Origin of the sequence: Peribacillus sp. FSL P2-0133, assembly GCF_037975445.1 — a bacterium.
In the GTDB taxonomy this organism is placed as follows: domain Bacteria; phylum Bacillota; class Bacilli; order Bacillales; family DSM-1321; genus Peribacillus; species Peribacillus simplex_E.
Genome location: NZ_CP150254.1, coordinates 5,390,255 through 5,412,188, shown reverse-complemented (window position 1 = coordinate 5,412,188; position 21,934 = coordinate 5,390,255). Strand labels below are relative to the sequence as shown.

At 40.6% G+C, this 21,934-nt stretch carries 18 protein-coding genes and 2 riboswitches; of the genes, 12 read left to right on the top strand and 6 right to left on the bottom strand.

The features are described from left to right. Window positions 1-27 precede the first annotated feature (27 nt). The 3 genes from shc to MKY17_RS26215 form a co-directional block, all read right to left on the bottom strand. Window positions 28-1,923, bottom strand: coding sequence for a squalene--hopene cyclase (gene shc / locus MKY17_RS26225; RefSeq protein ID WP_286177035.1), 1,896 nt, complete (start codon window positions 1,921-1,923; stop codon window positions 28-30). Between the two features lie 167 nt (window positions 1,924-2,090). Further along, a complete protein-coding gene (locus MKY17_RS26220) occupies window positions 2,091-3,740 on the bottom strand; it encodes a M14 family metallocarboxypeptidase (protein ID WP_098371514.1) in 1,650 nt (549 codons plus the stop codon). Between the two features lie 219 nt (window positions 3,741-3,959). Further along, window positions 3,960-4,301 (bottom strand): DUF1450 domain-containing protein, encoded by a 342-nt coding sequence (locus MKY17_RS26215; RefSeq protein ID WP_098371513.1) that lies wholly within the window; start codon window positions 4,299-4,301, stop codon window positions 3,960-3,962. 264 nt (window positions 4,302-4,565) lie between these two features. On the opposite strand from MKY17_RS26215, the gene MKY17_RS26210 reads away from it, so the two are divergent. From MKY17_RS26210 to MKY17_RS26190, 5 genes are all read left to right on the top strand, one after another. Continuing rightward, window positions 4,566-5,516, top strand: coding sequence for an ABC transporter permease (locus MKY17_RS26210; protein ID WP_098371512.1), 951 nt, complete (start codon window positions 4,566-4,568; stop codon window positions 5,514-5,516). Then, complete coding sequence (locus MKY17_RS26205) at window positions 5,509-6,456, top strand: iron chelate uptake ABC transporter family permease subunit (RefSeq protein WP_098371511.1); 948 nt, start codon at window positions 5,509-5,511, stop codon at window positions 6,454-6,456. Before MKY17_RS26210 ends, MKY17_RS26205 begins: the two co-directional genes overlap by 8 nt. Next, a complete protein-coding gene (locus tag MKY17_RS26200) occupies window positions 6,450-7,208 on the top strand; it encodes an ABC transporter ATP-binding protein (RefSeq protein ID WP_098371510.1) in 759 nt (252 codons plus the stop codon). Before MKY17_RS26205 ends, MKY17_RS26200 begins: the two co-directional genes overlap by 7 nt. 207 nt (window positions 7,209-7,415) lie before the next feature. Then, window positions 7,416-8,363: a siderophore ABC transporter substrate-binding protein gene (locus MKY17_RS26195; RefSeq protein ID WP_098371509.1), complete on the top strand. Its 948-nt coding sequence runs from the start codon at window positions 7,416-7,418 to the stop codon at window positions 8,361-8,363. Window positions 8,364-9,431: 1,068 nt separating this feature from the next. Continuing rightward, window positions 9,432-11,399 (top strand): LTA synthase family protein, encoded by a 1,968-nt coding sequence (locus tag MKY17_RS26190; protein ID WP_098371508.1) that lies wholly within the window; start codon window positions 9,432-9,434, stop codon window positions 11,397-11,399. 60 nt (window positions 11,400-11,459) lie between these two features. On the opposite strand, the gene MKY17_RS26185 is transcribed toward MKY17_RS26190, so the two are convergent. Next, the gene (locus MKY17_RS26185) at window positions 11,460-12,080 is read right to left on the bottom strand and encodes an RraA family protein (RefSeq protein WP_098371507.1); all 621 of its coding nucleotides are present in this window, start codon (window positions 12,078-12,080) and stop codon (window positions 11,460-11,462) included. Between the two features lie 486 nt (window positions 12,081-12,566). After that, on the bottom strand, window positions 12,567-12,746 hold the full coding sequence (locus tag MKY17_RS26180; protein ID WP_034310080.1) for a hypothetical protein: 180 nt from the start codon (window positions 12,744-12,746) through the stop codon (window positions 12,567-12,569). A 118-nt stretch (window positions 12,747-12,864) separates the two neighbouring features. Here MKY17_RS26180 and MKY17_RS26175 point away from each other — a divergent pair, with 118 nt between their 5' ends. The 7 genes from MKY17_RS26175 (at window position 12,865) to MKY17_RS26145 (ending at window position 19,963) form a co-directional block, all read left to right on the top strand. After that, on the top strand, window positions 12,865-13,194 hold the full coding sequence (locus tag MKY17_RS26175) for a DUF948 domain-containing protein (RefSeq protein WP_098371506.1): 330 nt from the start codon (window positions 12,865-12,867) through the stop codon (window positions 13,192-13,194). A gap of 39 nt (window positions 13,195-13,233) precedes the next feature. Continuing rightward, a riboswitch (guanidine-I (ykkC/yxkD leader) is annotated at window positions 13,234-13,332 on the top strand. A gap of 47 nt (window positions 13,333-13,379) precedes the next feature. Then, complete coding sequence (gene sugE, locus MKY17_RS26170; protein ID WP_098371657.1) at window positions 13,380-13,700, top strand: quaternary ammonium compound efflux SMR transporter SugE; 321 nt, start codon at window positions 13,380-13,382, stop codon at window positions 13,698-13,700. Window positions 13,701-13,754: 54 nt separating this feature from the next. Next, window positions 13,755-14,327, top strand: a complete 573-nt coding sequence (locus MKY17_RS26165) for a YhcN/YlaJ family sporulation lipoprotein (protein WP_098371505.1) — start codon at window positions 13,755-13,757, stop codon at window positions 14,325-14,327. A 162-nt stretch (window positions 14,328-14,489) separates the two neighbouring features. Further along, entirely contained in the window at window positions 14,490-15,998 is a 1,509-nt protein-coding gene (locus MKY17_RS26160; RefSeq protein ID WP_339201090.1) for a spore germination protein, read from the top strand. 23 nt (window positions 15,999-16,021) lie between these two features. After that, a complete protein-coding gene (locus MKY17_RS26155) occupies window positions 16,022-17,122 on the top strand; it encodes a GerAB/ArcD/ProY family transporter (RefSeq protein WP_339201089.1) in 1,101 nt (366 codons plus the stop codon). Then, a complete protein-coding gene (locus tag MKY17_RS26150) occupies window positions 17,119-18,198 on the top strand; it encodes a Ger(x)C family spore germination protein (RefSeq protein WP_098371502.1) in 1,080 nt (359 codons plus the stop codon). The genes MKY17_RS26155 and MKY17_RS26150 overlap by 4 nt, the downstream gene beginning before the upstream one ends. Before the next feature lie 85 nt (window positions 18,199-18,283). Then, complete coding sequence (locus tag MKY17_RS26145) at window positions 18,284-19,963, top strand: alpha-glucosidase (RefSeq protein ID WP_098371501.1); 1,680 nt, start codon at window positions 18,284-18,286, stop codon at window positions 19,961-19,963. Window positions 19,964-20,002: 39 nt separating this feature from the next. Here the strand turns inward: MKY17_RS26145 and MKY17_RS26140 are convergent, their stop codons facing one another. Beyond that, a complete protein-coding gene (locus tag MKY17_RS26140; protein ID WP_260397948.1) occupies window positions 20,003-21,454 on the bottom strand; it encodes an amino acid permease in 1,452 nt (483 codons plus the stop codon). A 96-nt stretch (window positions 21,455-21,550) separates the two neighbouring features. Next, a riboswitch (Lysine riboswitch) is annotated at window positions 21,551-21,736 on the bottom strand. Window positions 21,737-21,934: the final 198 nt, after the last annotated feature.

The following is a 21,934-nucleotide window of genomic DNA, read 5'->3' as shown; positions in this document are numbered from 1 at the left end:
CCCTTATATGATAAAAAAAACTGGCAATTAAGTCTTCAGGAATTTTTTATTGTAATGACTTAAGGCTAAAAGGGGATAAATATAGCGATAGCTATGATAATGTATATACAAAAAATCGGCCATTCCCTGGCCTGCAGGATAATCATTGGTCCAACTGTCCTGCTGACCTGCACGGATGAGATAGGCAATGCCTTTTTCGATTTCGGCTGTCGGCTTTTCGGATGCCGATATTAACGCATCCACAGCCCAAGCTGTATGTGTCAGTGTACTTTCTCCGAGGGGGATATATCGTTGCTTAATATCACTGTAACAAGATTCACCCCAGCCACCATCTGCATTTTGAATTTTCTTCAACCAAGTTAAGGCTTTTTGGATGGATGGATGTCCAGTGGCTTGCCCTGCTGCCTTCATGCCGGTCAGTGCAGACCATGTGCCGTATAGATAGCAGATGCCCCAGCGCCCATACCAGGAGCCGTCACGCTTCTGGTCTTTCAATAGCCAATCCACCGCCCTTTTACTGACTTCTTCCGGCTTCTTCATATTTGTATAGTTCCCGAGGAATTCCAGCGTTCTTCCTGTCAAATCAGCGGTAGAAGGGTCAGTCAGGAGATATTTCGAACCCTCTATAGGAAGAAGCTGCAGCCATTTATTGTCGTTATTCCGTTCGAAGGCTGGAAATCCGCCATCATCATTTTGCATGGATATCGTGAAGGAGACACCGCGCTGCCAGCTGTCCCGATTATCCGGTTTTGCTTGCAGTTGCTTAGCCAGCGCCCGCAGTGAGGCGGTCGTATCATCGACATCCGGATTCATGGTATTGAAATCCGAGAACCCCCAGCCGCCTGGAATCGTGTTGGGATTATGGATCAGCCAATCTCCATACATATAATGCTGGCGTGACAGTAAGTACTGATTGGCGGCCTTGACCGTTGGGTCTTTGGGAGGTATGCCAGCTTCTTGAAGGGCGTAGCTTATTAAGGAGGTATTCCAAACATGGGGCGTCGTGAACTGGATTTGTGTGTGTCCCTCAATGGAGCAGGCCATCCCCTTCAGACCGGCAATGGCCTTTAGTATCACTGGATCCTTTTTCGAATATCCAATTGAAAGGAGGGCAAAGATCATGAAAAAGGTAGAACCGAAATAATTGTACAGTGTCCCGTCTGGTTCCAGCCTGTCGAGCATGAACCTTTTCGTTGAATCCAAGGCTAAGGAATGTAAATAATCGGGATAACCAATCAGAGTTTTGACGCCTGTTTGAAGTTTGGAAAAGAAGGAACGATATTCCTCGGTACGATACTCTTCCCATGCATGCTCTTCGGAAAGGTCCTCCCTTGTTTGAAATAATTCTTTTAAACTTGGCGTGTCCGGGGTTTTGATCTGAAACTTTTTATGGCCAAGCAATAGCAATGGAATCATGTTGACCCGCCAATATACGGAAAGATCATAAATGCTGACGAAAAAGGTCGGAGGAAGTAAGACCACTTCGAGAGGAATGGGGAATAGGCGCGGCCAGTGATATTGTCCGGTAACAGTAAGCATCATTTTCGTTAACATTTTGGCCTGTTTGATGCCACCCTTGGAAAGAATGAATTGTTTGGCTTTCCTCATATGGGGATCGTTCTTATTGCGGAGTCCGCTAAAAAGAAGGCCATAATAAGCCTCGATCGTAACCGTAACATTGCCGTCCTTCTCGTCTTGGAAAAGTTTCCATGAACCGTTTTCCGTTTGCTTGCTTTCGATTCTTTTTACTAAAGCCTCTATAAGAGGAGCATCTTCCATATCTAAAATTTTCAATAATATGATCATATAGGCATCTGCCGTTATCCCGGTGTCAAAGGGATAATTCCACGAACCATCAGCGGATTGGTCTTGTTTCAAGCGATGAACAAGGCGATTTATTTCCAATTGTACATGTTGGTTCAATGACTTTCCTCCTCTAAAAACACATTTTCCGTTTATATGTATATTCAAAACTTGTCGTCGCATTCAAGAAATCATGTCAGGCGCCTCGTCCCGCATGAATAAAGGAGGTGGAAACTAAAAACGCTTTGGCAATGAAAGCTGCCGAAGCGTCATTTAGATACTATGCATCATTTAACTGGTAAGGAAGATGGTTGCATATAGCGGTAAATCGGCAGTTCTTTTCCTTTATCAGCCGGGATGAAATTGAATGTCACATAGCTGTCAATGCCTTCAGGTTCGAGGGCAAGGGGGATGAAGTTGGCATCAGGCTGGGCCATGTCGAAAACATAGCTTCCTTTTGGGAAATCCCGAGTTGTTGAAGTAACGGTTGTCGTGACTTCCCTTGTGGAATGTCCGCTTTCCAGTTCAGCGGAAACTTTTAAATCCTTGACCCTATAGCTTTCAACAGCTATTTTCATAGGTTTTTTTAATTTTTTAACTTCTACTCCCAATAACTGAAGTTTCTTGGCGATATTTTTATATTCCGGTGGAAGGATATAGGCTGTCGGACGATCTCTAACAAGGGTAGGGTAGGCATCGGTAGAATCCAGCCAATCGATGGAGGCATCGGCCATTTTAGCTTTCGCTAAATCGACTACTGTCAATTTTTGATCCTTAACCATTTTATTTTCACTGGTGATGACAATTTTATCGTTATCATTTGCTTTTCGCCCTTTTTGCACGACTTCAGTTTCTGCCTGTTTAACGGCCTTTTTAACTTTAGTGGCCTGTTCAGCTGCCGTTTTGATGAAGGCTGCCTGGGCTGTAGCTTGTGCAAAAACACGTCGTTTAAAATCCGTACGGCCGATATTGATTCCCCTCGTTTCAATTAAATAGGTCATTGTATTTTTCAAACCGAGGGCGTTTCGGCCAATCCGGGCTTCTGTACTTCCTTCTGTGGCAGTAAGGACTCCATCATCAGAAGTAGCCAGTGTATAGTAATCGTGGTAGGAAAGCTTTTCTTTTTCCAATGCTTTAAAAACATTCGGTAAAAGCAGTTCATCGGAAGCTTTTCTAAGCTGTTTGGGAATATTTAAATTCTTGGCTGAGGAGATGAGTAAATCATAGGAAGCGATCGATCCATTTGCTCCCACTTTTTTCAGTGGGGCGGGATTCACTGTATATTCATGTACATCCAGAATGACTTCCGGTTCATAATCATCGATTGACTGATGAATCGCCTGCACTTCAGGATACTCCACTTTTAAGTAGTCCCTATTCGCATCCATGTCATTTGCGGTAAATCGTTTGAAATAATAAGAGCCATCAGGATTGACGCGTGGGACGATGGCAATATTCACTTTATCAAGGACATTACCAAGCTTGCCTTCAGCCAGCCATTGTGCAAGGACTAATGTTGATTCACCCGAAGCGGGTTCATTGCCATGAATCTGACCTTGAATCCAAATCAATGGTTTATGGGAATCCTTATTCAGTCTTTTTGAATCCTTGCTGAAAAGAAGCATTGGAATGTCGCGTCCTTCTGTGGATTTACCTATCGTCTTGACCTGGATGTTCTTGTTTTTTTGGGAGAGGGACTTGATATGATCCAACATTTCTTCCTGGCTCGTAAAGGCGATCTTGTTTTGTTTAAAGGCAGGGGTGTTGAAAGATACATTAGGGTCAGGGAAAAGGTGGGAGAGGTTATCTGGTTGAATGTAGCTTGGACCATTTCCATAATAAGGGGTGAATTCTTCTGCTTTGGCTATGGGGCCAGGCAATCCAGTGACAAGACTTAGTGTTACGGCTGATACGATGGTAGGAATGATTTTTTTCATGGACGTCCTCCTGTCTATCTTTTTCCATAAATTATCATAGATTAAGCTATTTATACAGTGAAAACGTAGGGGATAGTAAAAAACAGGAAGTAATGACTAGATTAATAATTCCATAGCATAATTCCCAATTCCTTTTAATATATGTTCATCACCTGTATTCTGTATAATTACAGGTGGAAAGTCAAAATGATACGGATCAAGCAATTTGCTTGGCCCGTATCATTTCAATTCATCATGTAACTTATTTAAAAGGTCCTGTGAATCTTCGCCACTCATTATCTGGCCGTTCACTTTCGCATAGGGGGTTTTCTTACAAAGTTTACACTCACTCAAACATTCATATTCCTTATATTGAATCCTTGGATTCGCTAAGAACTTACCATAATCAGCAACTGTTTGTTCATTAAGGAAGCGGTCAAGATTATTTTGGCAAAATTCAATCTGGATTTTCGCCTTTTTTAAGAACACTTTGGATAGCAAGTTTTTCATCATATCGCTTCTTTCATTGGAAGAGTAAATATTTGTTATTTTGATTTTATCATTTCCTGTAACGAAATGCATGATTGTTCACCCAAATTCATGACAATATGACTATTCGGAGAATATCAAAGTAATTCCCTTGTATATATTGACACATGTCTGAGAAATGATAGAATAAGAATTAATGATAATGAATCTCATTATCACGAATGGAAGAACTTTGTAACTATTGCAACTTCATGATTTCCGCTTCAATAGGTGACTTTGCGATAGTCTGTATTCAAATATCTTTAATTAAAAATATTATCGCTGTATTAACTGAGATAGGAAGAGTAGGAAATGTAGATGAAGATAAGATATTTAGTCATGGCATTAATTGTTTTATCATTTACGTCATTATTCATTGGTGTAAAGGATATTACCCCCCTGGATTTATTGGATCTAAGTGATGATAAAGTGCAAATCATGCTGCAAAGCCGTTTCCCCAGAATGGTGACCATAGTCATTTCCGGTATTGTGATGAGTATAAGCGGTCTGATCATGCAGCAATTGAGCCGCAATAAATTTGTATCCCCGACGACTGCCGGAACCATGGATTCTGCAAGGCTTGGACTTCTTCTTGCCATTATCATTTTTCCATCGGCAGCACTTATTGAGAAAATGGCATTCGCTTTCATATTCGCTTTGGCAGGTACATTCTTGTTCATGAAAATTCTTGATCGAGTGAAATATAAGGATACGATTTTCATTCCATTGGTTGGTTTGATGTTTGGTAATATCGTCGGATCCATCTCGACTTTCTTTGCCTATAAATATGATTTGATTCAAAGCCTCAACACTTGGATGAATGGGGATTTCTCGATGATCATGTCGGGAAGGTACGAACTTATATATGTAAGTATCCCTCTGGTCATTCTCGCATACTTCTTTGCCAATAAATTCACTGTGGCAGGGATGGGTGAGGAGTTTGCTATCAATCTAGGACTCAATTATAAGCTTATAGTCAATTTTGGGTTGATCATCGTGGCATTATCCTCCACTGTCGTTTTGTTAACGGTGGGAACGATTCCTTTCATAGGATTGATCGTACCAAATATTGTATCCCTTTACCTTGGTGACAATTTGAAAAAGAGTCTTTCTCATACAGCATTACTAGGGGCAGTATTCCTATTGATCTGCGATATTCTGGGCAGGATCCTCATATATCCATTTGAAATCCCGATCGGACTCGTGGTTGGTGTGATAGGAAGCGCCGTATTTATCTATCTGATACTGAGGAGAAAGGCATATGAATAATAAAAGTAGAATCATTATATTGGCTGTTCTTGCAGCAGCTTTAACGGCAGGTTATATCTTTTGGGACCTTGGCCCGAATTGGGATTATGCACTGCCGAGAAGGGTTATAAAAATCATCGCCATCATCGTGGTTGGTTGTGCAATAGCTTTTTCAACAGTGATTTTCCAGACGGTCACGAATAATAAAATCCTGACACCAAGCATTTTAGGGTTGGACTCCATGTATATGCTGATCCAAACGGGAGTGATTTTCCTCTTCGGTTCAACGCATATCATGATCGTGAATAAAAATCTCAATTTCCTGATTACACTTGCGGCCATGCTTATTTTTTCCAGCCTGCTGTTCAAGTTCATGTTCAAAAAAAACCGCAATATTTACTTCCTATTGCTGATCGGTATCATCTTCGGAACCTTATTCGGCAGCATGTCTTCATTCATGCAGGTATTGATTGACCCGAATGAATTTCAAATCATTCAAAATAAAATGTTCGCCAGCTTCAATAATGTCAACACGGACCTGTTAACTTTAGCTATTATCCTCATGATAGCGGCAATCATATATTTCATGAGATTTTTGAAGTATTTAGATGTCATGTCCCTAGGGAGGGACCAAGCCATAAACTTGGGTGTGGATTATGATTTTGTCACGAAGCGGGTTTTAATCGTCGTTACGGTTTTAATCTCCATTTCGACTGCCCTGATCGGTCCGATCACGTTCCTCGGATTGCTTGTTGCAAATGTGGCTTATCAATTCATTAAGTCCTATCAGCATAAACATATCATCCCGGGTGCAATGCTGATCAGTGTGATTGCCCTGGTCGGCGGCCAATTCATTGTGGAGAGGATCTTTACGTTCACTACCACATTGAGTGTCATCATCAACTTTGTCGGCGGTGTCTATTTCATCTATCTTCTATTAAAGGAGAATAAATCATGGTAGAAGTGAAAAATTTATTCAAAAAATATAATAGTAAAACGGTTGTCGAGGATGTTTCCATTGAAATAATGAAAGGCAAAATCACATCCTTCATCGGTCCCAATGGAGCGGGGAAAAGTACCGTCCTTTCGATGATCAGCCGTCTCATTACCCGGGATTCGGGAGAAGTCCTGATCGATGGTAAGGATATGGGGAAATTCAATAGCAATGAACTTGCGAAGAAGATTGCCATCTTAAAGCAGGCTAACCACATCAATATCCGTTTAACGATTCGTGAACTCGTCGCCTTTGGCCGTTTTCCTTATTCACAAGGAAAGCTGACCAAAGAGGATTGGAAATACGTCGATGAAGCGATTGAATATATGGAACTTGCCGACATGCAGGATAAGTTTCTTGACCAGCTTAGCGGCGGGCAGCAACAGAGGGCCTTCATTGCCATGGTTATTGCTCAGAACACGGAGTATGTACTACTTGATGAACCCCTGAACAATCTTGATATGAAGCATTCCGTCCAAATCATGAAGGTATTGAGGAGGTTGGCCGATGAATTAGGGAAAACGGTCATCATCGTCATTCATGACATTAATTTTGCATCCTGTTATTCCGACTATATTGTCGCATTGAAGGATGGCAAGGTTGTTCATAATGGACCTACCGAGCAAGTCATCAATTCCAATGTATTAAAGGAAATCTATGATATGGATATTGAAATCCAAAATATCAATGACAATAAGATCTGTGTGTACTTCACTTAAGACAATTCCATTTGGTTTTAAATTACTTCAGTATTCGTAGCCGTCCCAGAATATCTCAAACGCTCATTAGGCTGTTAAGAGTTGGCGGGCGCCCAAGACTTTAGCCGCCTCCTGTTCATATGGCAGGGAAAGTGATGAAGGTGAACTCTGTGAAGGTGAGGATTCAATATGTAATTTTAAATAAAAAAATTTTTCGAGGTGACCATAATGATTAAGAAATTATCTTTACTGCTTTTGGTTGCAATGCTGGCTGTAGTGGCTGTAGCTTGTGGATCAGATAAGGAAAAAGAAGAATCAAGCGCGAAAAAAGAAAATGCTAAAAGCGAAGAAATTACAGTTAAGCACCAACTAGGAGAAACGAAAGTAAAAACAAACCCTGAAAAAGTCGTTGTATTCGATATGGGTGCACTTGATACTCTTGATAAATTGGGTGTGGAAGTGGCAGCTGTTCCTCATGATGGCCTTCCAAAATACCTTTCTAAATATAAAGGTACAACTGAAAATGCAGGCGGATTAAAAGAGCCTGACTTCGAAAAAATCAACGAAATTGCTCCTGACTTAATCCTTATTTCTGGCCGTCAATCTGAAGCATATGAAGAATTAAGCAAAATTGCTCCTACTGTTTTTGTGGGTGTAGATACAACAAAGTATATGGAATCCTTTGAAGAAAACGTAACACTTTTGGGTAAAATCTTCGATAAAAAAGACGAAGCAGCTAAAGAATTGGCAAGTGTTGAAGAAAACATTAATGCTTTGAAAGAAAAAGCCCCAACTGACAAAACTGGTTTAATCGTTCTTTCAAGCGGTGGAAAAGTAAGTGCTTACGGACCGGATTCAAGATTTGGAATCATCCATGATGTATTCGGAGTACCTGCAGTAGATGATAAATTGGAAGTATCGACACATGGTCAAAGTATTTCTTTCGAATACATCGCTGAAAAGAATCCTGACTACCTATTCGTTGTAGATAGAGATGCGGTTGCCGGTGATGGAGTTGCAGCAAAAGATACTATTGAAAATGACATTGTAAAAAATACAAAAGCATTTAAAGAAGGTAACATCATTTATCTAGACCCTAACTACTGGTACTTATCAGGCGGCGGTTTAGAATCTGTTGACGCTATGGTTAAAGAAATTTCAGAAGGCATTAAGTAATATAAATAAGGAATCCTGTCCTCGATCGAGGGCAGGATTTTTATTTTTTATAATAAAGCTGGATGAAACAAATATACTAACAAAGGGGACGAAAAGATGACTTGCAAAACACAGGTAAGCTTATAAGGCGCCACAACCCCCATTAAGGCGAATGGAAAAGACAAGACCTAGGTTCAAACCTGTTACCGCTGCTATGATCATATGGGCTGCTATCGTAAGAAAATAACCCATCAGCCAATATGGAAAAATTCAGTTTCTTCCTATTATAATGTCATTTGCTCCTTTCCGGTTCAAGAAGGGGTTTTAAAATTGTAATTTAAGTGAACTTTGGTAAATTGAATCTTTTATGGATGATAAAAATAATCCTGGAAAGTAAAAATATAAATACAATATAATCATCACTTACAGGAAAATTATTTGAAAAAAGCTAATTAAATATGCCGGAGGGGAATGATGTCGATATTACGCGAAATCCATTTGTTAGTTTATGGGATTTTAGGGTGGCAGGACGCAATGATAAACGGGTCAAACTTTTGCAGGCACGGATTTTGGATGGGGTATCAAAAGTGAGGAGGAGAGATGCATCCATGTAACCGGCTATCCATTTTTAACTGTCGAATTATCGGGAAAGAAATCCTGGATATATCTATAGCTTTAAATAATTGAAGATTTATATCTTTACATATTTTGTAATGTACTGGTTTTTTTATAAAGCTTCGTTTATAATGGTAAAAGCCTGAAGGACGTGAAACTAATTAGTGACTGTCACCCGCAGTCACCCCAAAAAGTTACGGTGATATTTATTGGATTAAGACATGGAGTTCCTATATATTTGTTATAGGTGCGCTGAACATTCAAGACGGGCGAAACTCTGTTATTTTTTCAAAGGCTTGTTCATAAGCTAAAGAAGTGTTCTGGATATAAGAGTTATGGATGTGACAAAAGGTGGTTTTCACAATCTTGACTATCCAAGTGAAAGAATGCTATTATAGGGTTTCCGATTTTCCGTCTTTTGTAAGTTTGTAAAAATTTATATAAATAAACCACTAGATTAATAGAGGTGAAAGCATGAATAATTTTCTTAAAAAAAGCCGGCATTTATTTGCAGATAACATACTAGGCTTTTTCTTTATTGCGGTAGTCTTGTTTACGATAAAAACTTATATTGGATATCGAGTTGAATTTAACTTAGGTATTGAAAATGGCCTGCAACAGTTCTTACTGTTCATAAACCCGATTAGTTCAGCCATTTTATTCTTTGGCTTGGCACTATTGGCTAGAGGAAAAAAATCGTTTAAATGGATCATCAGGTTGAACCTATTGATGTCCTTATGGTTATTCTTCAATATTGTATACTATCGGTCATTTACCGATTTCATTACATTGCCAACCTTGACGCAAGTGCAAAATGCCGGGGATTTGGGGCCGAGTATTTTAGAATTATTTAAAGGCCATGATGTATTTTATTTCCTTGATACGGTTCTTTTGATCGTGTTGTACAGATTCAAAGGCTTTAAAGTGGAAGACTTCAAAGTCAAACGCCGTACAGTTGGAATGGTTTACCTAGCGGGACTTGCAATTTTCGCAATCAATTTGGGACTTGCTGAAAAGGATCGCCCGCAATTATTATCAAGAACATTCGACCGGAACTATATCGTCAAATATTTGGGCATGTTCAACTATACGGTTTATGATGCCGTTCAGAATACTAAAACATACGCTCAGCGTGCGACTGCAAACAGCACCGATATCGCTGAAGTCGTCAACTATACGAAGGCAACAAGCGCTGAACCGAACCCTGAATATTTTGGTGCAGCCAAAGGTAAGAATGTCATCTACCTGCATTTGGAATCCATGCAGAATTTCTTGATCGATTATAAATTGAATGGGGAAGAAGTAACTCCATTTCTAAACTCACTTGCACATGATAAATCAGATTTCATGCACTTTGATAATTTCTTCCATCAAGTAGGCCAAGGTAAAACGGCTGATGCAGAATTCATGCTTGAAAATTCCCTGTTCGGTTTACCACAGGGGGCAGCATTCACAAACAGATCCCAAAATACGTATCAAGCAGCACCAGCGATTTTAGGACAACAAGGATACACATCTGCTGTGTTCCATGGTAATTACAAATCTTTCTGGAACCGGGACAATATGTATAAGTCTCTTGGTTTTAATCAGTTCTTCGATGCAAACCATTATAATATGGAAAATAAAGAGGAAGTACTAAGTTATGGATTAATGGATAAGCCTTTCTTTAAAGAATCGATTCCTATGTTAGAAACGCTTAAACAGCCTTTCTATACAAAATTCATAACAGTATCTCATCATTTCCCATATGCGATGGACCAGGAAAAAGCAACAATCGGTAAACAAACGACAGGCGATGCTTCGGTTGATAATTACTTCCAGACTGCACGCTATGCCGATGAGGCGCTTAAAGAGTTTTTCGATTATCTGAAGGAATCTGGTCTATATGATAACTCGGTAATCGTTATGTATGGTGATCACTATGGTATTTCCGAAAACCATAAAGAAGCCATGTCAAAAGTGCTTGGCAAGGATGTTGGAGCATTTGAGAATGCCCAATTGCAACGTGTACCATTATTGATCCATGTTCCAGGTGTTGAAGGCGGGGAAATGCACCAATACGGAGGACAAATCGACCTTCTCCCGACTTTATTGCATCTGTTAGGAATCGAATCTAAAGATTATGTACAATTCGGTTCCGATTTATTGTCAAAAGATCATAATGAAGTAGTACCTTTCAGGAATGGTGATTTTGTCACACCAGATGTCACTTCCATTAAAGGTAAATACTACGATACTAAAACAGGGGAATTGGTCGAGGAAAATGATGACATCCTCAATTTTAAAAAGAGAGCTGAAACGATGCTCAATTTATCCGACCAAGTAGTGAACGGTGACTTACTCCGTTTCTATACTCCAAATGGTTTTAAACCGATAGACCCTACTGATTATGATTACACATATGATGAAGAAGGTTCAAAGGAAGACAAGACCGATAAATAAGGCTAATGAAAAGAACAGGCAGGAAGCCATCGCTTCCTGCCTGTTTTTTTATGCGTTAGATCATGCTTTATTGGTCATCATGGCAATATACTTTCTTATTTCATCAGGCTTCCCTGCATATTTTTCAGCACGCTGTTCATCTTTCATGATTTTATCCTTTGCTTTGGTAAGGATTTCTTCACCCATGGCTTGTGGCACGACCACGACTCCATCTATGTCCCCTATGATAATGTCCCCTGGAAAAACTGTGACGCCCCCACAGGAAATGGGGATATTGGTTTCTCCTACACCTGCCTTGCCGCTTGAGGCAACCGTCGTCCCTTTGCTGAAGACAGGGAAATTCATCTCTTTAATGGCTTCAAGATCGCGAATGACTCCATCTACTACGAGGCCGCCAATTTCCATGGTCTGCATCATGCCGACAACGAAGTCTCCTGCTATAGCCCGGTATGTATCACCTTTGCTGTCAACGACTATTATATCCCCAGGCCTTGCTTGTCCGATTGCTTTTAACACGGCTGAATTATCACCAACGGGCATCTGTACAGTCAAAGCTCGTCCAGCCATATGAAATTCTTCCTTTAAGGGTTTAATCGCTGATGCCAGATTGCTCAACCCTTCCATTGCATCAGAAATCGCCGTGGTGGGCAAATTCCTGAACTGTTGAATGAGAGTATCCATGATTATGATTCCTCCTTAAGAGTTAATGAATATAGCCTAATTATACACAAATTTTGTAATTTTCTAATAGTTTTCCGTTTGATAAAATGGTAAATGTAGTGTAATCAATATATGAAGGGGAGGGAAGTTCTGCTGTCACAAGGGGGTTCAAGTCAAATTCCTTTTTAATCAATCGATTGATTAAACTTTAATAGTTCATCATTATGAAGAGTTTGAGATCCCAGTGTACACATTTTTAATTCAATGCCATAATTTCAGAAGAGTGGATATAAGGTGTTAATGGAAATAGTGATTTCCACCGTATGTACTTCATATGATAGTAAGCATAGAAGGGGTCATATTAATGTTCGAGTCTCCATGGCAGTTTGATCCGTGCATGAACATTCTTCTAAGATCAAGAGAAGAATGTTGTTGCATATCCTCGGTGTTTTCCTGATTTGGATGAGGGTGTTAGTGAACCAGTGTGCGGGAGGTCACTAATAATCTTCAAAGCAGGAGCAGAATCAAGACGGAGGTTGCCAATGTAAGCCAAAGGGGGCTGAAAACTTCTGGATGAATGATTAAAAAAATGATTCCTGCAATAGTTGCAGCCTGCTGTATGGTCATATGTCTAATGAAGTGTATTCCAGCTTTAAAACAGGCTTTAAGCAGAGGCATTTGATTCATTTTCATTCCTCCTTTTTCTATCAATAATATGACCAGGCATAAAAGAAAATACATGGGGATTCGTTTTCTGCCCAATTATTACGGGTATAGTAAAGGTAAAATAAAAGGAGGAATCTAGGTGATCATTGTATATATTAGTCTTGCCCTCTTTATCGGATCGATTATCTATTTAGCGTTTTTTGCTTTTAAAACATTTAAGGATTCCAAACCGACAATTGAAAATGTGACTGAAACCGTTACACGCATCCAGGCCAAAACGGACCAGATTAAATCGGAGACGGACCAACTCGCCATGACACAGCAAGAAATCACTGAAGATGTTCAATATAAAAAAGAGGCCGTACAATATACGGTTGATGCGGCTAAAGAAATACCTGAACCCTTTAAAAATATTTGGTTTTCAATAAAAGGTGACAAGTGGAAGCTTAGAAACAGAAGCGATGCATAAGTGTTTGACCGATTTAAAATGTACATGATATAGTATGGAAATAATAGTTTCTAGGGTTCCTCGGTTGGATTTTACCGGAATGGTCCAAGAGAAACGCGCAGGAATCTGCGTACACGGAGGGAAAAAAGCCCGGGAGGTTATGATTTATGACCTTTCGGGCTTTTTCTGTAATTGGAGGGAAAAAGATGGCTTGGATTCAATTGGTGATTGCCGGATTATTTGAAGTGGTATGGGCGACAAGTTTAAAGTATACTGAGGGTTTTACGAAATTATTGCCTTCTATCATAACGATTGCCGGTATGGTCATTAGTTTTTATTTTTTATCATCGGCGATAAAAACCCTGCCTATGGGAACAGCGTATGCAATTTGGACTGGAATAGGGGCTCTGGGGGCAGTTCTGGTTGGCATCATCGTATTTAACGAGCCTAAGGATGCGATGCGTTTGGTATTCGTCGGTTTAATTTTGGTGGGGATTATCGGCTTGAAGGTCACTTCTTCTGAATAATCTATTCACTCCTCGTAAATAGTAATGTTAAACGATTTTAGAGGAGTGAAGAACATGAATTATAAAGCGATAGTATCAAGTGCGATGATGGCATTAGTGATTACAGGTTGTTCTCCTAATGATAAAGAAGGTGCCAGTGAAAATCTTGGCCTGAATCGTACTCATCAAGATAATTTAGATAATCCGATGAAAGTAAGCGACACAAGGCAAAATGTTAATGATATTAATAACAATAATGATATTAATAACAATAATGATATTAATAACAATAATGATAACGGTAATGGAATAAATGATATGAGGGTCTCCAAGGATATCTCAAATCGAGTCGAAGCCTTGAAGGAAGTAAGTAACGCAAGTGTCATCGTTACTGAAAATAATGCCTATGTAGCGGCAGTATTGAAAGACGGCGGAGATAAGGATATCTCCAATGACCTTAAAGAAAGGATTGCTGATGCAGTAAGGGGAGCCGATCCATCGGTAGACCAAGTTTATGTGTCGACAAACCCGGACTTTGTTCAAAGAATGAAAGGGTATGCGAATGATATTCAGAATGGAAAACCCGTTGCAGGATTTGCTAAAGAGTTCCGTGAACTAGTAACACGCATTTTCCCAAGTCCAAGGTAATTGGTAATCATTAAAGAATTAAGACGTAAAGGCTTATCCGGTGGATTCCGGATAGGTCTTTTCCAATTTTGAAGATATCGGTGGATCATGACTAACTTTAAATAGGGTGGTTACAATAATCGAATGAACTAAAAACTTTAAGAAGGAAATGGGGGTGGGATGGTGAGGTTTTTTAAGGGCAGGAGGGAAATGGATGCAGCATCCTTTCAGGTTACTTCCAGGGATTTTCAGGAACTCCTTAAAAAGTTTAAAGCATCTAATGATTTTCTTACCTTCCAATTCCCGAGTGATGATGGCTATACTATTTCCTACTTCAATTCACTGGTTAGTGTACAACAGCTTCATGAACAAGTATTGGCTGTCATGTCGAATCAACCAAAGAAGGATCTTAAGCAATTAAAAGGCGATATTCCGATGGAAGATATGAAATTGACGGCTGATCTAAAAGACATTCAAAGGTTGGTTTTGGCAGGATCAATCATGGTTCAATACAAGCAAGATGATGAAATGTGTTTGCTGATTCCATGTGTTCACAGTGTGAAAAGGCAAATTTCCACACCTGAGTCGGAGTATACGGTCGTTGGGTCCAAGGAGGCCTTTGTTGAATCGCTTGATTCGAATTTGAATCTGATCCGTAACCGGTTGCCCACTCCTGAATTGCAGTCCAAGGAATTCAGGGTCGGTAGCATTTCACAAACAAGGTTAGCGGTACTCTACATAGATGGGGTAGTAAATCAACAGAACGTTAATACAGTCATGCAGAGGATAGATGATATAGAGTATGATACGATCGTCGATATTTCGTTTGTAAGCCAGATGATCACGGATAATCGGAATTCGATGTTTCCGCAACTGATTGATACGGAGCGGCCTGATCATCTGGCCAGTGTATTATCGGAAGGGAAAATTGGGATCTTGCTGGATGGATCTCCACATGCATTAGTTGGTCCCAATACCATCATTTCGTTCTTTTCGTCATTTGAGGATTATTTTCAAATTTGGAATCTTGGCACCTCATTCCGTTTGATTCGGCTTTTCGCAGTGCTGTTTTCCGTTTTATCTTCACCTCTGTATGTTGCCGTTTTAACCTATCATTATCAAGTGATTCCAACGGATTTGCTGCCAATCTTAATTTCATCCAGGGGAGTGATCCCCTTTCCGCCGATCTTGGAAGCTATCTTGCTGGAAGGGACGATTGAATTGCTGAGGGAAGCAGCGGTCAGGCTGCCTGCTAAGGTGGGCTCCACCATTGGCATTGTTGGCGGTATAGTCATTGGTACAGCCGCCGTGGAAGCTGGATTTGTCAGTAATGTCTTATTGATGCTTGTCGCTTTGGCTGCCTTGGCTTCATTTACGGTGCCGATTTACCAAATCAGTAATACCATCCGCCTTATCCGCTTCCCTTTTCTAATTGCAGCCCAGTTATACGGTCTGTTTGGAATAGCATTATGCAGTGCATTCATTTTAAGTCATTTATTGAAATTGACTTCGCTTGGCAGTCCTTATTTAGACCCGCTTTATCCGTTAAGAATTCATGACTTTAAAGATAGTCTCATTCGCCTCCCTTTTTCAAAGCAGAAAAATCGCCCGCAATTTCTGCGGACAGAAAATCCAGTAAGGATAAGGAAGGAGGCGGAAAAGCGAAACTCCCATAGTGATATAGATGAATAAGGTATAGAAAGCGGTGAGAAGGTATGGAAGTCAAACCAAATGAAACTAAACTAATATCTCCATTTTTTGTTTTTTTCCTTATGCCCGGCATGCAGATTGGGGTAGGGATATTGGGGTTTGAACGGGTCATAGCGAAAGAGGCTGGTCAAGACGCATGGTTATCTGTCCTCATATCAGGGTTGATCATAAATGTTCTGCTTTGGATGTGTTTCAAGCTTTTAGGCAGGGGTCCCCAAACACTTGATTTGGTCGCCATCCACAAGGATTTGTTCGGTAAATGGGTCGGAAATGTTTTCAATATTTTATTCATCCTCTACTTAATAATGATCTCCATCATTCTTATCAGGACTTATTTAGAAGTCATTCAGGTTTGGATGTTCCCTGGTGTCAATGTCCTGATGCTAATAACCGTCATTCTTATTCTCGTGTATAGTTTTGTGGAGGGAGGGTTCAGAGTCATCACCGGTTTATGCATAATCGGGCTTATTATCGGATCGCCATTATTCCTTTTGAATTATTTCCCATTGAAGTACGCCCACTTTGAAAATTTGGGTCCTTTTCTTGATCATTCCTTTATGGAAATCATGAAGGCCTGTAAGAAAATGACCTTGAATTACCTTGGTTTTGAATTACTCCTCATTTATTACCCTTTCATTAAAAACCGTGAAAAATCTCAAAAGTGGGCCCATTTAGGGGCGGTGTTTACTATGGCGATATATTTAGTATCCATCATTGTTTCATTAGCCTACTATCATCAAGATCAACTGAAAGATGTAATATGGGCCACTTTAACTTTATGGAAAATTGTAGACCTTCCATTCATTGAAAGGTTCGAATACATAGGGATTTCCGTTTGGCTGTTCATGGTGCTGCCGAATGTTTGCATAGGGGTTTGGGCAGCGAGCAGGACAGCAAAAAGAGTATTTGGACTAAGGCAGAAAAAGATGTTGGTCTTCATTCTGCTAATCATTTTAGTTTCCTGCATTTTTTTGGATAACCGCTATAGAATCGATAAGTTTAACACGATAAGTTCGGAAATTGGGTTTTATATCGTTTATTTGTATCTTCCTCTCTTATTCATATGGCAGTCGATTGTCTATAAAGTCAGGGGGCATAAATCATGAAAATCCGACTTCTCCTAATAACATTGGCAGGTTTCTTGATGACGGCTTGCGGCGTGGAAAAGCAAATATTAGAAGATATTTTAATTGCTGAAGTCGTAGGTTATGATGCCGAAGACAAAAAAACCAAAGGTACGGTCGTTGTCAGCGTTCCTCAGCCTGGGGAGGAAGCAAATCTAGGTAAAGAAGTATATGAAGCGGTCTCCAATGATATAAAGGCAGCCCGCCAGCAGGAAAATGCAAAAACACCGTTCCCGATTGCCGGTGGGAGACTGACGGTCATTCTCTATGGTGAAGAATTGGCAGGCAAGGGGTTGAATGATTATGTCGATACATATAGGCGTGACCCAATGGTGGGAAGGGATTTGTATTTAGCGGTCGTTCATGGCAAGGCGGAGGATGTAGTTAAAATGGAGCCGAAGTTGATTAAAACTCCAGGGGTTCAAGTGAAAGAGCTGATCGAACAGAATATAAGGACTAATTTGCCTGATGTGGATCTTCACAGGTATTTATATGCGTGTCATGGTAAAGGTATCGACCCGGTCTTGCCCTTATTGGAAACGGCAGGGGATCAAATACGGGTAAAAGGGATCGCCTTGTTTAAAAAGGATCGTTATATTGGTAAATATATTCCTTATGAGGACGGATTTTTATTTAAAGTCCTTACTGAAAACTTTAAGATGGGGAGTTATGAAATTAAATGGAAGGAAAATGACTTTACAGATATTAATAACGTGGAGTCACGTGTCCATTATCATATTTCGGATGCAAACCAAGACCCCAAGGTCAGGATTGAAGTGAAATTAAAAGCGAGTCTGCTGGAGGTCCAAGGCTATGACTTGGGCAAAGCGGTCGACCTGAATAAAATAGAGGCCAGGGCCGAGCATGTCATTGGGGAAAAATTAAATGAGATGGTGACCATGTTTCAGGAGAACAATATCGATCCGATTGCAATCGGTGATTACGCTAAAAGTAAAACAAGAAATTTCGATCAGAGGCATTGGGAGAAGGCATATCCCTATATTCCAATCGAGGTGGATCTTGATATTGAAATGATTCAAACGGGAATAGCTGAATAAAAGTAGAATATTCTGAAGTTTCCCCTTTTATAATAGGGGTATTGGTGTAATGATTATATCAATGCGGCTAAAGAGGGGGAAAGACATGGACAAAGCATGGTGGAAAGAGGCAGTTGTGTATCAAGTGTATCCAAGGAGTTTTATGGATAGTGATGGAGATGGGATAGGGGATATAAACGGGATCTTGATGAAACTCGATTATTTACAAGAGCTGGGTGTGAACGTGATATGGCTATCCCCTGTTTATCAATCTCCCAATGATGACAATGGGTACGATATCAGTGATTATAAATCAATCATGACTGAATTCGGGACCATGTCCGATTTCGATAGGTTGTTGAAGGCGGTTCATGAACGTGGAATGAAGGTCATGATGGACCTGGTGGTCAACCATTCTTCAGATGAACACCCTTGGTTCAAGGAATCACGATCTTCAAAAGATAATCCGAAACGTGATTATTATATTTGGAAACCTGGCAGGAATGGAAAAGAACCGAATAATTGGGAGTCCATTTTTAAAGGTTCAGCATGGGAATATGATGAGGGAACCGATGAATATTATTTACATTTATTCAGCAGGAAACAACCGGATTTAAACTGGGAGAACCCTAAGCTCCGTGAAGAGATCTACAGCATCATGACTTGGTGGCTGGATAAGGGTGTCGATGGCTTCCGGATGGATGTCATCAACTTCCTTTCGAAAGATCAAAGCTATTCAGATGGAGCCGTTCATCATGAGAAACAGCATGGCGATGGAAGCCCCTTTTTCCTGAATGGCCCGCGCATACATGAGTTTTTGCAGGAAATCAATCAACGGACACTTTCTGGACATGACGTGATTACGGTTGGGGAGATGCCAGGCGTCACACCGGAGGAGGCGCAATTGTTCACAGGTAAAGATCGTGGTGAGCTACATATGGTCTTTCAATTCGAACATATGGATTTGGGGAGCGGACCAGCAGGGAAATGGAGTAATGATAAGTGGAAGCTTACCGATTTAAAGCGAATTCTTTCCAAGTGGCAGACTGGTTTGGAGGGGGATGGCTGGAACAGTTTATACTGGAACAATCATGATCAGCCCCGGATTGTCTCAAGGTTTGGTAATGATGGAAAGTATCGTATTGAAAGCGCAAAGATGCTTGCAGCTTGTCTTCATATGCTTCAAGGGACACCTTATATATATCAAGGGGAAGAGCTGGGCATGACCAATGTTGCATTTGAAAGCATCGATGATTACCGGGATATCGAAACATTGAATTCATATGACGAACTCGTCAATTCACATGGCTGGTCAAAAGAGCGGATGATGTCAGCCATCCACGCCCGCAGCAGGGATAATGCGAGGACACCGATTCAGTGGAATGACTCCCGGAACGCGGGATTCACGAAAGGGACGCCTTGGATTAAGGTTAATCCCAATTTCCCCGTGATTAATGCAGAAAAAGCCTATAATGATCCGAATTCCATTTTTCATTTTTATAAAAAGCTTATCCAATTACGCAAGAAACATGAAGTCGTCGTTTATGGCCGTTTTGAACTGCTATGGCCGGATGATGAACGAATATTTGCCTACACGAGATCGTTTGAAGATGAAAGGCTTTTGGTTCTATGCAACTTTAGAGAAGAGCAGGCCTCCTATACTTTGCCTGAAGAACTGCATGCATATTCAGCCACAAGGCTGATCGGCAATTATGGGCAGGAGGAAGAAGGAATCTCCAGCAAACCTCTGCGTCCATATGAATGCCGTGTTTATCATTTGAAATGAAAAAAGGACCTGTTCTCCTTAGAACAGGTCCTTTGTGTATTATTTTGATTTAAGGTCACATTCCTCTAGGGGAATGATTTTCGTTTTATGCTTGATTTTATAGCCGAACCAAAGGACGAAAAATAAAATTAAGCCAATGTAGGAAACAAACATTGAATTCCAGTCGATCCCATCGCTGCTGAAAGCTTGATAGCCTTGTCCGATGATAATGATAATACAAAGGACAAGTGCGAATATAGGCCCGAATGGGAAGCCTTTTGCCCGGAATGGTAAATCATTCATATCAAGGCCTTGAGCTACGTAAGCTTTGCGGAACCGATAATGGGCAATCGCAATCCCGACCCAGGTGACGAATCCCGCCATGCCTGAAGCGTTCAATAACCAGATATAAACGACGCCATCACCGAAAAATGAAGCTAAGAATGCAACGCAGCCTACTAAAGAAGTCACGATAAGTGCATTCACGGGTACCCCTCTTTTATCTAACTTGCCTAGGAATTTCGGTGCTTTCCCATCACGTGCCAAGTCCCATAGCATACGGGTTGAAGCGTACATGCCAGAGTTACCGGCAGAGAGTACGGATGATAGAATGATCGCGTTCATGATGGATGCAGCAAATGCAAGGCCGGCCCGTTCAAATACAAGCGTGAATGGACTTACGGCAACATCTTCACTCAATAAACGTGAATCGGTAAACGGAATGATCATTCCAATTACAAAAATGGCAAGGATATAGAATAAGATGATGCGCCAGAAAACGGATCTGATCGCTTTTGGGATATTTTTTTCTGGATCCTCACTTTCACCAGCAGTCACTCCAAGCAATTCCGTTCCTTGGAATGAAAAGCCGGCAGCCATGAATACGCCCAGGATCGTGAAGAACCCTCCGTTAAAGGGACCTTCGCCCATTGTGAAATTGGAAAAACCAATTGGGTCTTTCCCACCCATGATTCCGAGAATGATCAGAACACCCGTGATCAAGAAAATGATGACTGTCACGACTTTGATCATGGCAAACCAGAACTCTGTTTCCCCGAAACCTTTAACTGACATGTAATTGATAAGAAACATAGTGATTAACGCAATGGCACTCCAGATAAATGAAGGGCTATCCGGGAACCAGAACTTCATAATTAAGACAACGGCAGCCAATTCAGCGGCAATGGTGATTGCCCAGTTATACCAGTAGTTCCAACCAATCGCAAAACCGAAAGACGGATCGACGAATTTGGATGCATAGACACGGAACGAACCGGCCACTGGCATGAACGCTGCCATTTCTGCAAGACTTGTCATTAAGTAATAAACCATGATGCCGATGACCGCGTATGCCACCAAAGCACCGCCGGGACCGGCTGAATGAATGGCCCCGCCACTTGCTAAAAATAAACCTGTTCCAATCGTTCCACCTAATGAAATCATCATTAAATGACGCGCTTTCAGGCTCCTTTTCAGTTCAGTAGGGCTTGATGGTGATTGTGAATTTGACAATTGATGTTACACTCCTTTTTATTGGAAGGGAACGAAAAATAAAAAAACAGCAGTCGAAAAAGATCGACGGCTGTTTATAATAAACCCGTTTATCCTTCCGAAGATAGCTCCCCACGCTTTTTTGAAAAAACGTGACAGTGGTGTTCCTGTTCGGTAACACCGCCAGCGAGAATATACATGGAATATACCCTAACTTCGGCAACTTATCCTTTCAAACGGAGTCTTGAATTTTCCAGAATCTCGTCCGTTTTACTTTTATAAGCTGCAGCCTCTAACTCATCGGTAAATGAGGAAGTATTCAATTTTCTAAAATCGTTGCGTCAGCTTGTAAGTGACGTCGGACGATAGTGCTCATGAAATTCATTCAATCGCAATAGATTGCTAGTAATTGAGTAAACTTTACTATATCAAAATTATAAAATAATCTCATGAATATCGCAATGATTATTTTATGTGGTTATTTTTTCCTAGTTAATGAAT

What these genes read in the sequence shown, in the direction of transcription:
- MKY17_RS26220 (WP_098371514.1), bottom strand. Translation starts at nt 3,740, where the DNA reads ATGAAAAAAATCATTCCTACCATCGTATCAGCCGTAACACTAAGTCTT.
- MKY17_RS26215 (WP_098371513.1), bottom strand. Translation starts at nt 4,301, where the DNA reads ATGCATTTCGTTACAGGAAATGATAAAATCAAAATAACAAATATTTAC.
- MKY17_RS26210 (WP_098371512.1), top strand. Translation starts at nt 4,566, where the DNA reads ATGAAGATAAGATATTTAGTCATGGCATTAATTGTTTTATCATTTACG.
- MKY17_RS26205 (WP_098371511.1), top strand. Translation starts at nt 5,509, where the DNA reads ATGAATAATAAAAGTAGAATCATTATATTGGCTGTTCTTGCAGCAGCT.
- MKY17_RS26200 (WP_098371510.1), top strand. Translation starts at nt 6,450, where the DNA reads ATGGTAGAAGTGAAAAATTTATTCAAAAAATATAATAGTAAAACGGTT.
- MKY17_RS26195 (WP_098371509.1), top strand. Translation starts at nt 7,416, where the DNA reads ATGATTAAGAAATTATCTTTACTGCTTTTGGTTGCAATGCTGGCTGTA.
- MKY17_RS26190 (WP_098371508.1), top strand. Translation starts at nt 9,432, where the DNA reads ATGAATAATTTTCTTAAAAAAAGCCGGCATTTATTTGCAGATAACATA.
- MKY17_RS26185 (WP_098371507.1), bottom strand. Translation starts at nt 12,080, where the DNA reads ATGGATACTCTCATTCAACAGTTCAGGAATTTGCCCACCACGGCGATT.
- MKY17_RS26180 (WP_034310080.1), bottom strand. Translation starts at nt 12,746, where the DNA reads ATGAATCAAATGCCTCTGCTTAAAGCCTGTTTTAAAGCTGGAATACAC.
- sugE (WP_098371657.1), top strand. Translation starts at nt 13,380, where the DNA reads ATGGCTTGGATTCAATTGGTGATTGCCGGATTATTTGAAGTGGTATGG.
- MKY17_RS26165 (WP_098371505.1), top strand. Translation starts at nt 13,755, where the DNA reads ATGAATTATAAAGCGATAGTATCAAGTGCGATGATGGCATTAGTGATT.
- MKY17_RS26155 (WP_339201089.1), top strand. Translation starts at nt 16,022, where the DNA reads ATGGAAGTCAAACCAAATGAAACTAAACTAATATCTCCATTTTTTGTT.
- MKY17_RS26150 (WP_098371502.1), top strand. Translation starts at nt 17,119, where the DNA reads ATGAAAATCCGACTTCTCCTAATAACATTGGCAGGTTTCTTGATGACG.
- MKY17_RS26145 (WP_098371501.1), top strand. Translation starts at nt 18,284, where the DNA reads ATGGACAAAGCATGGTGGAAAGAGGCAGTTGTGTATCAAGTGTATCCA.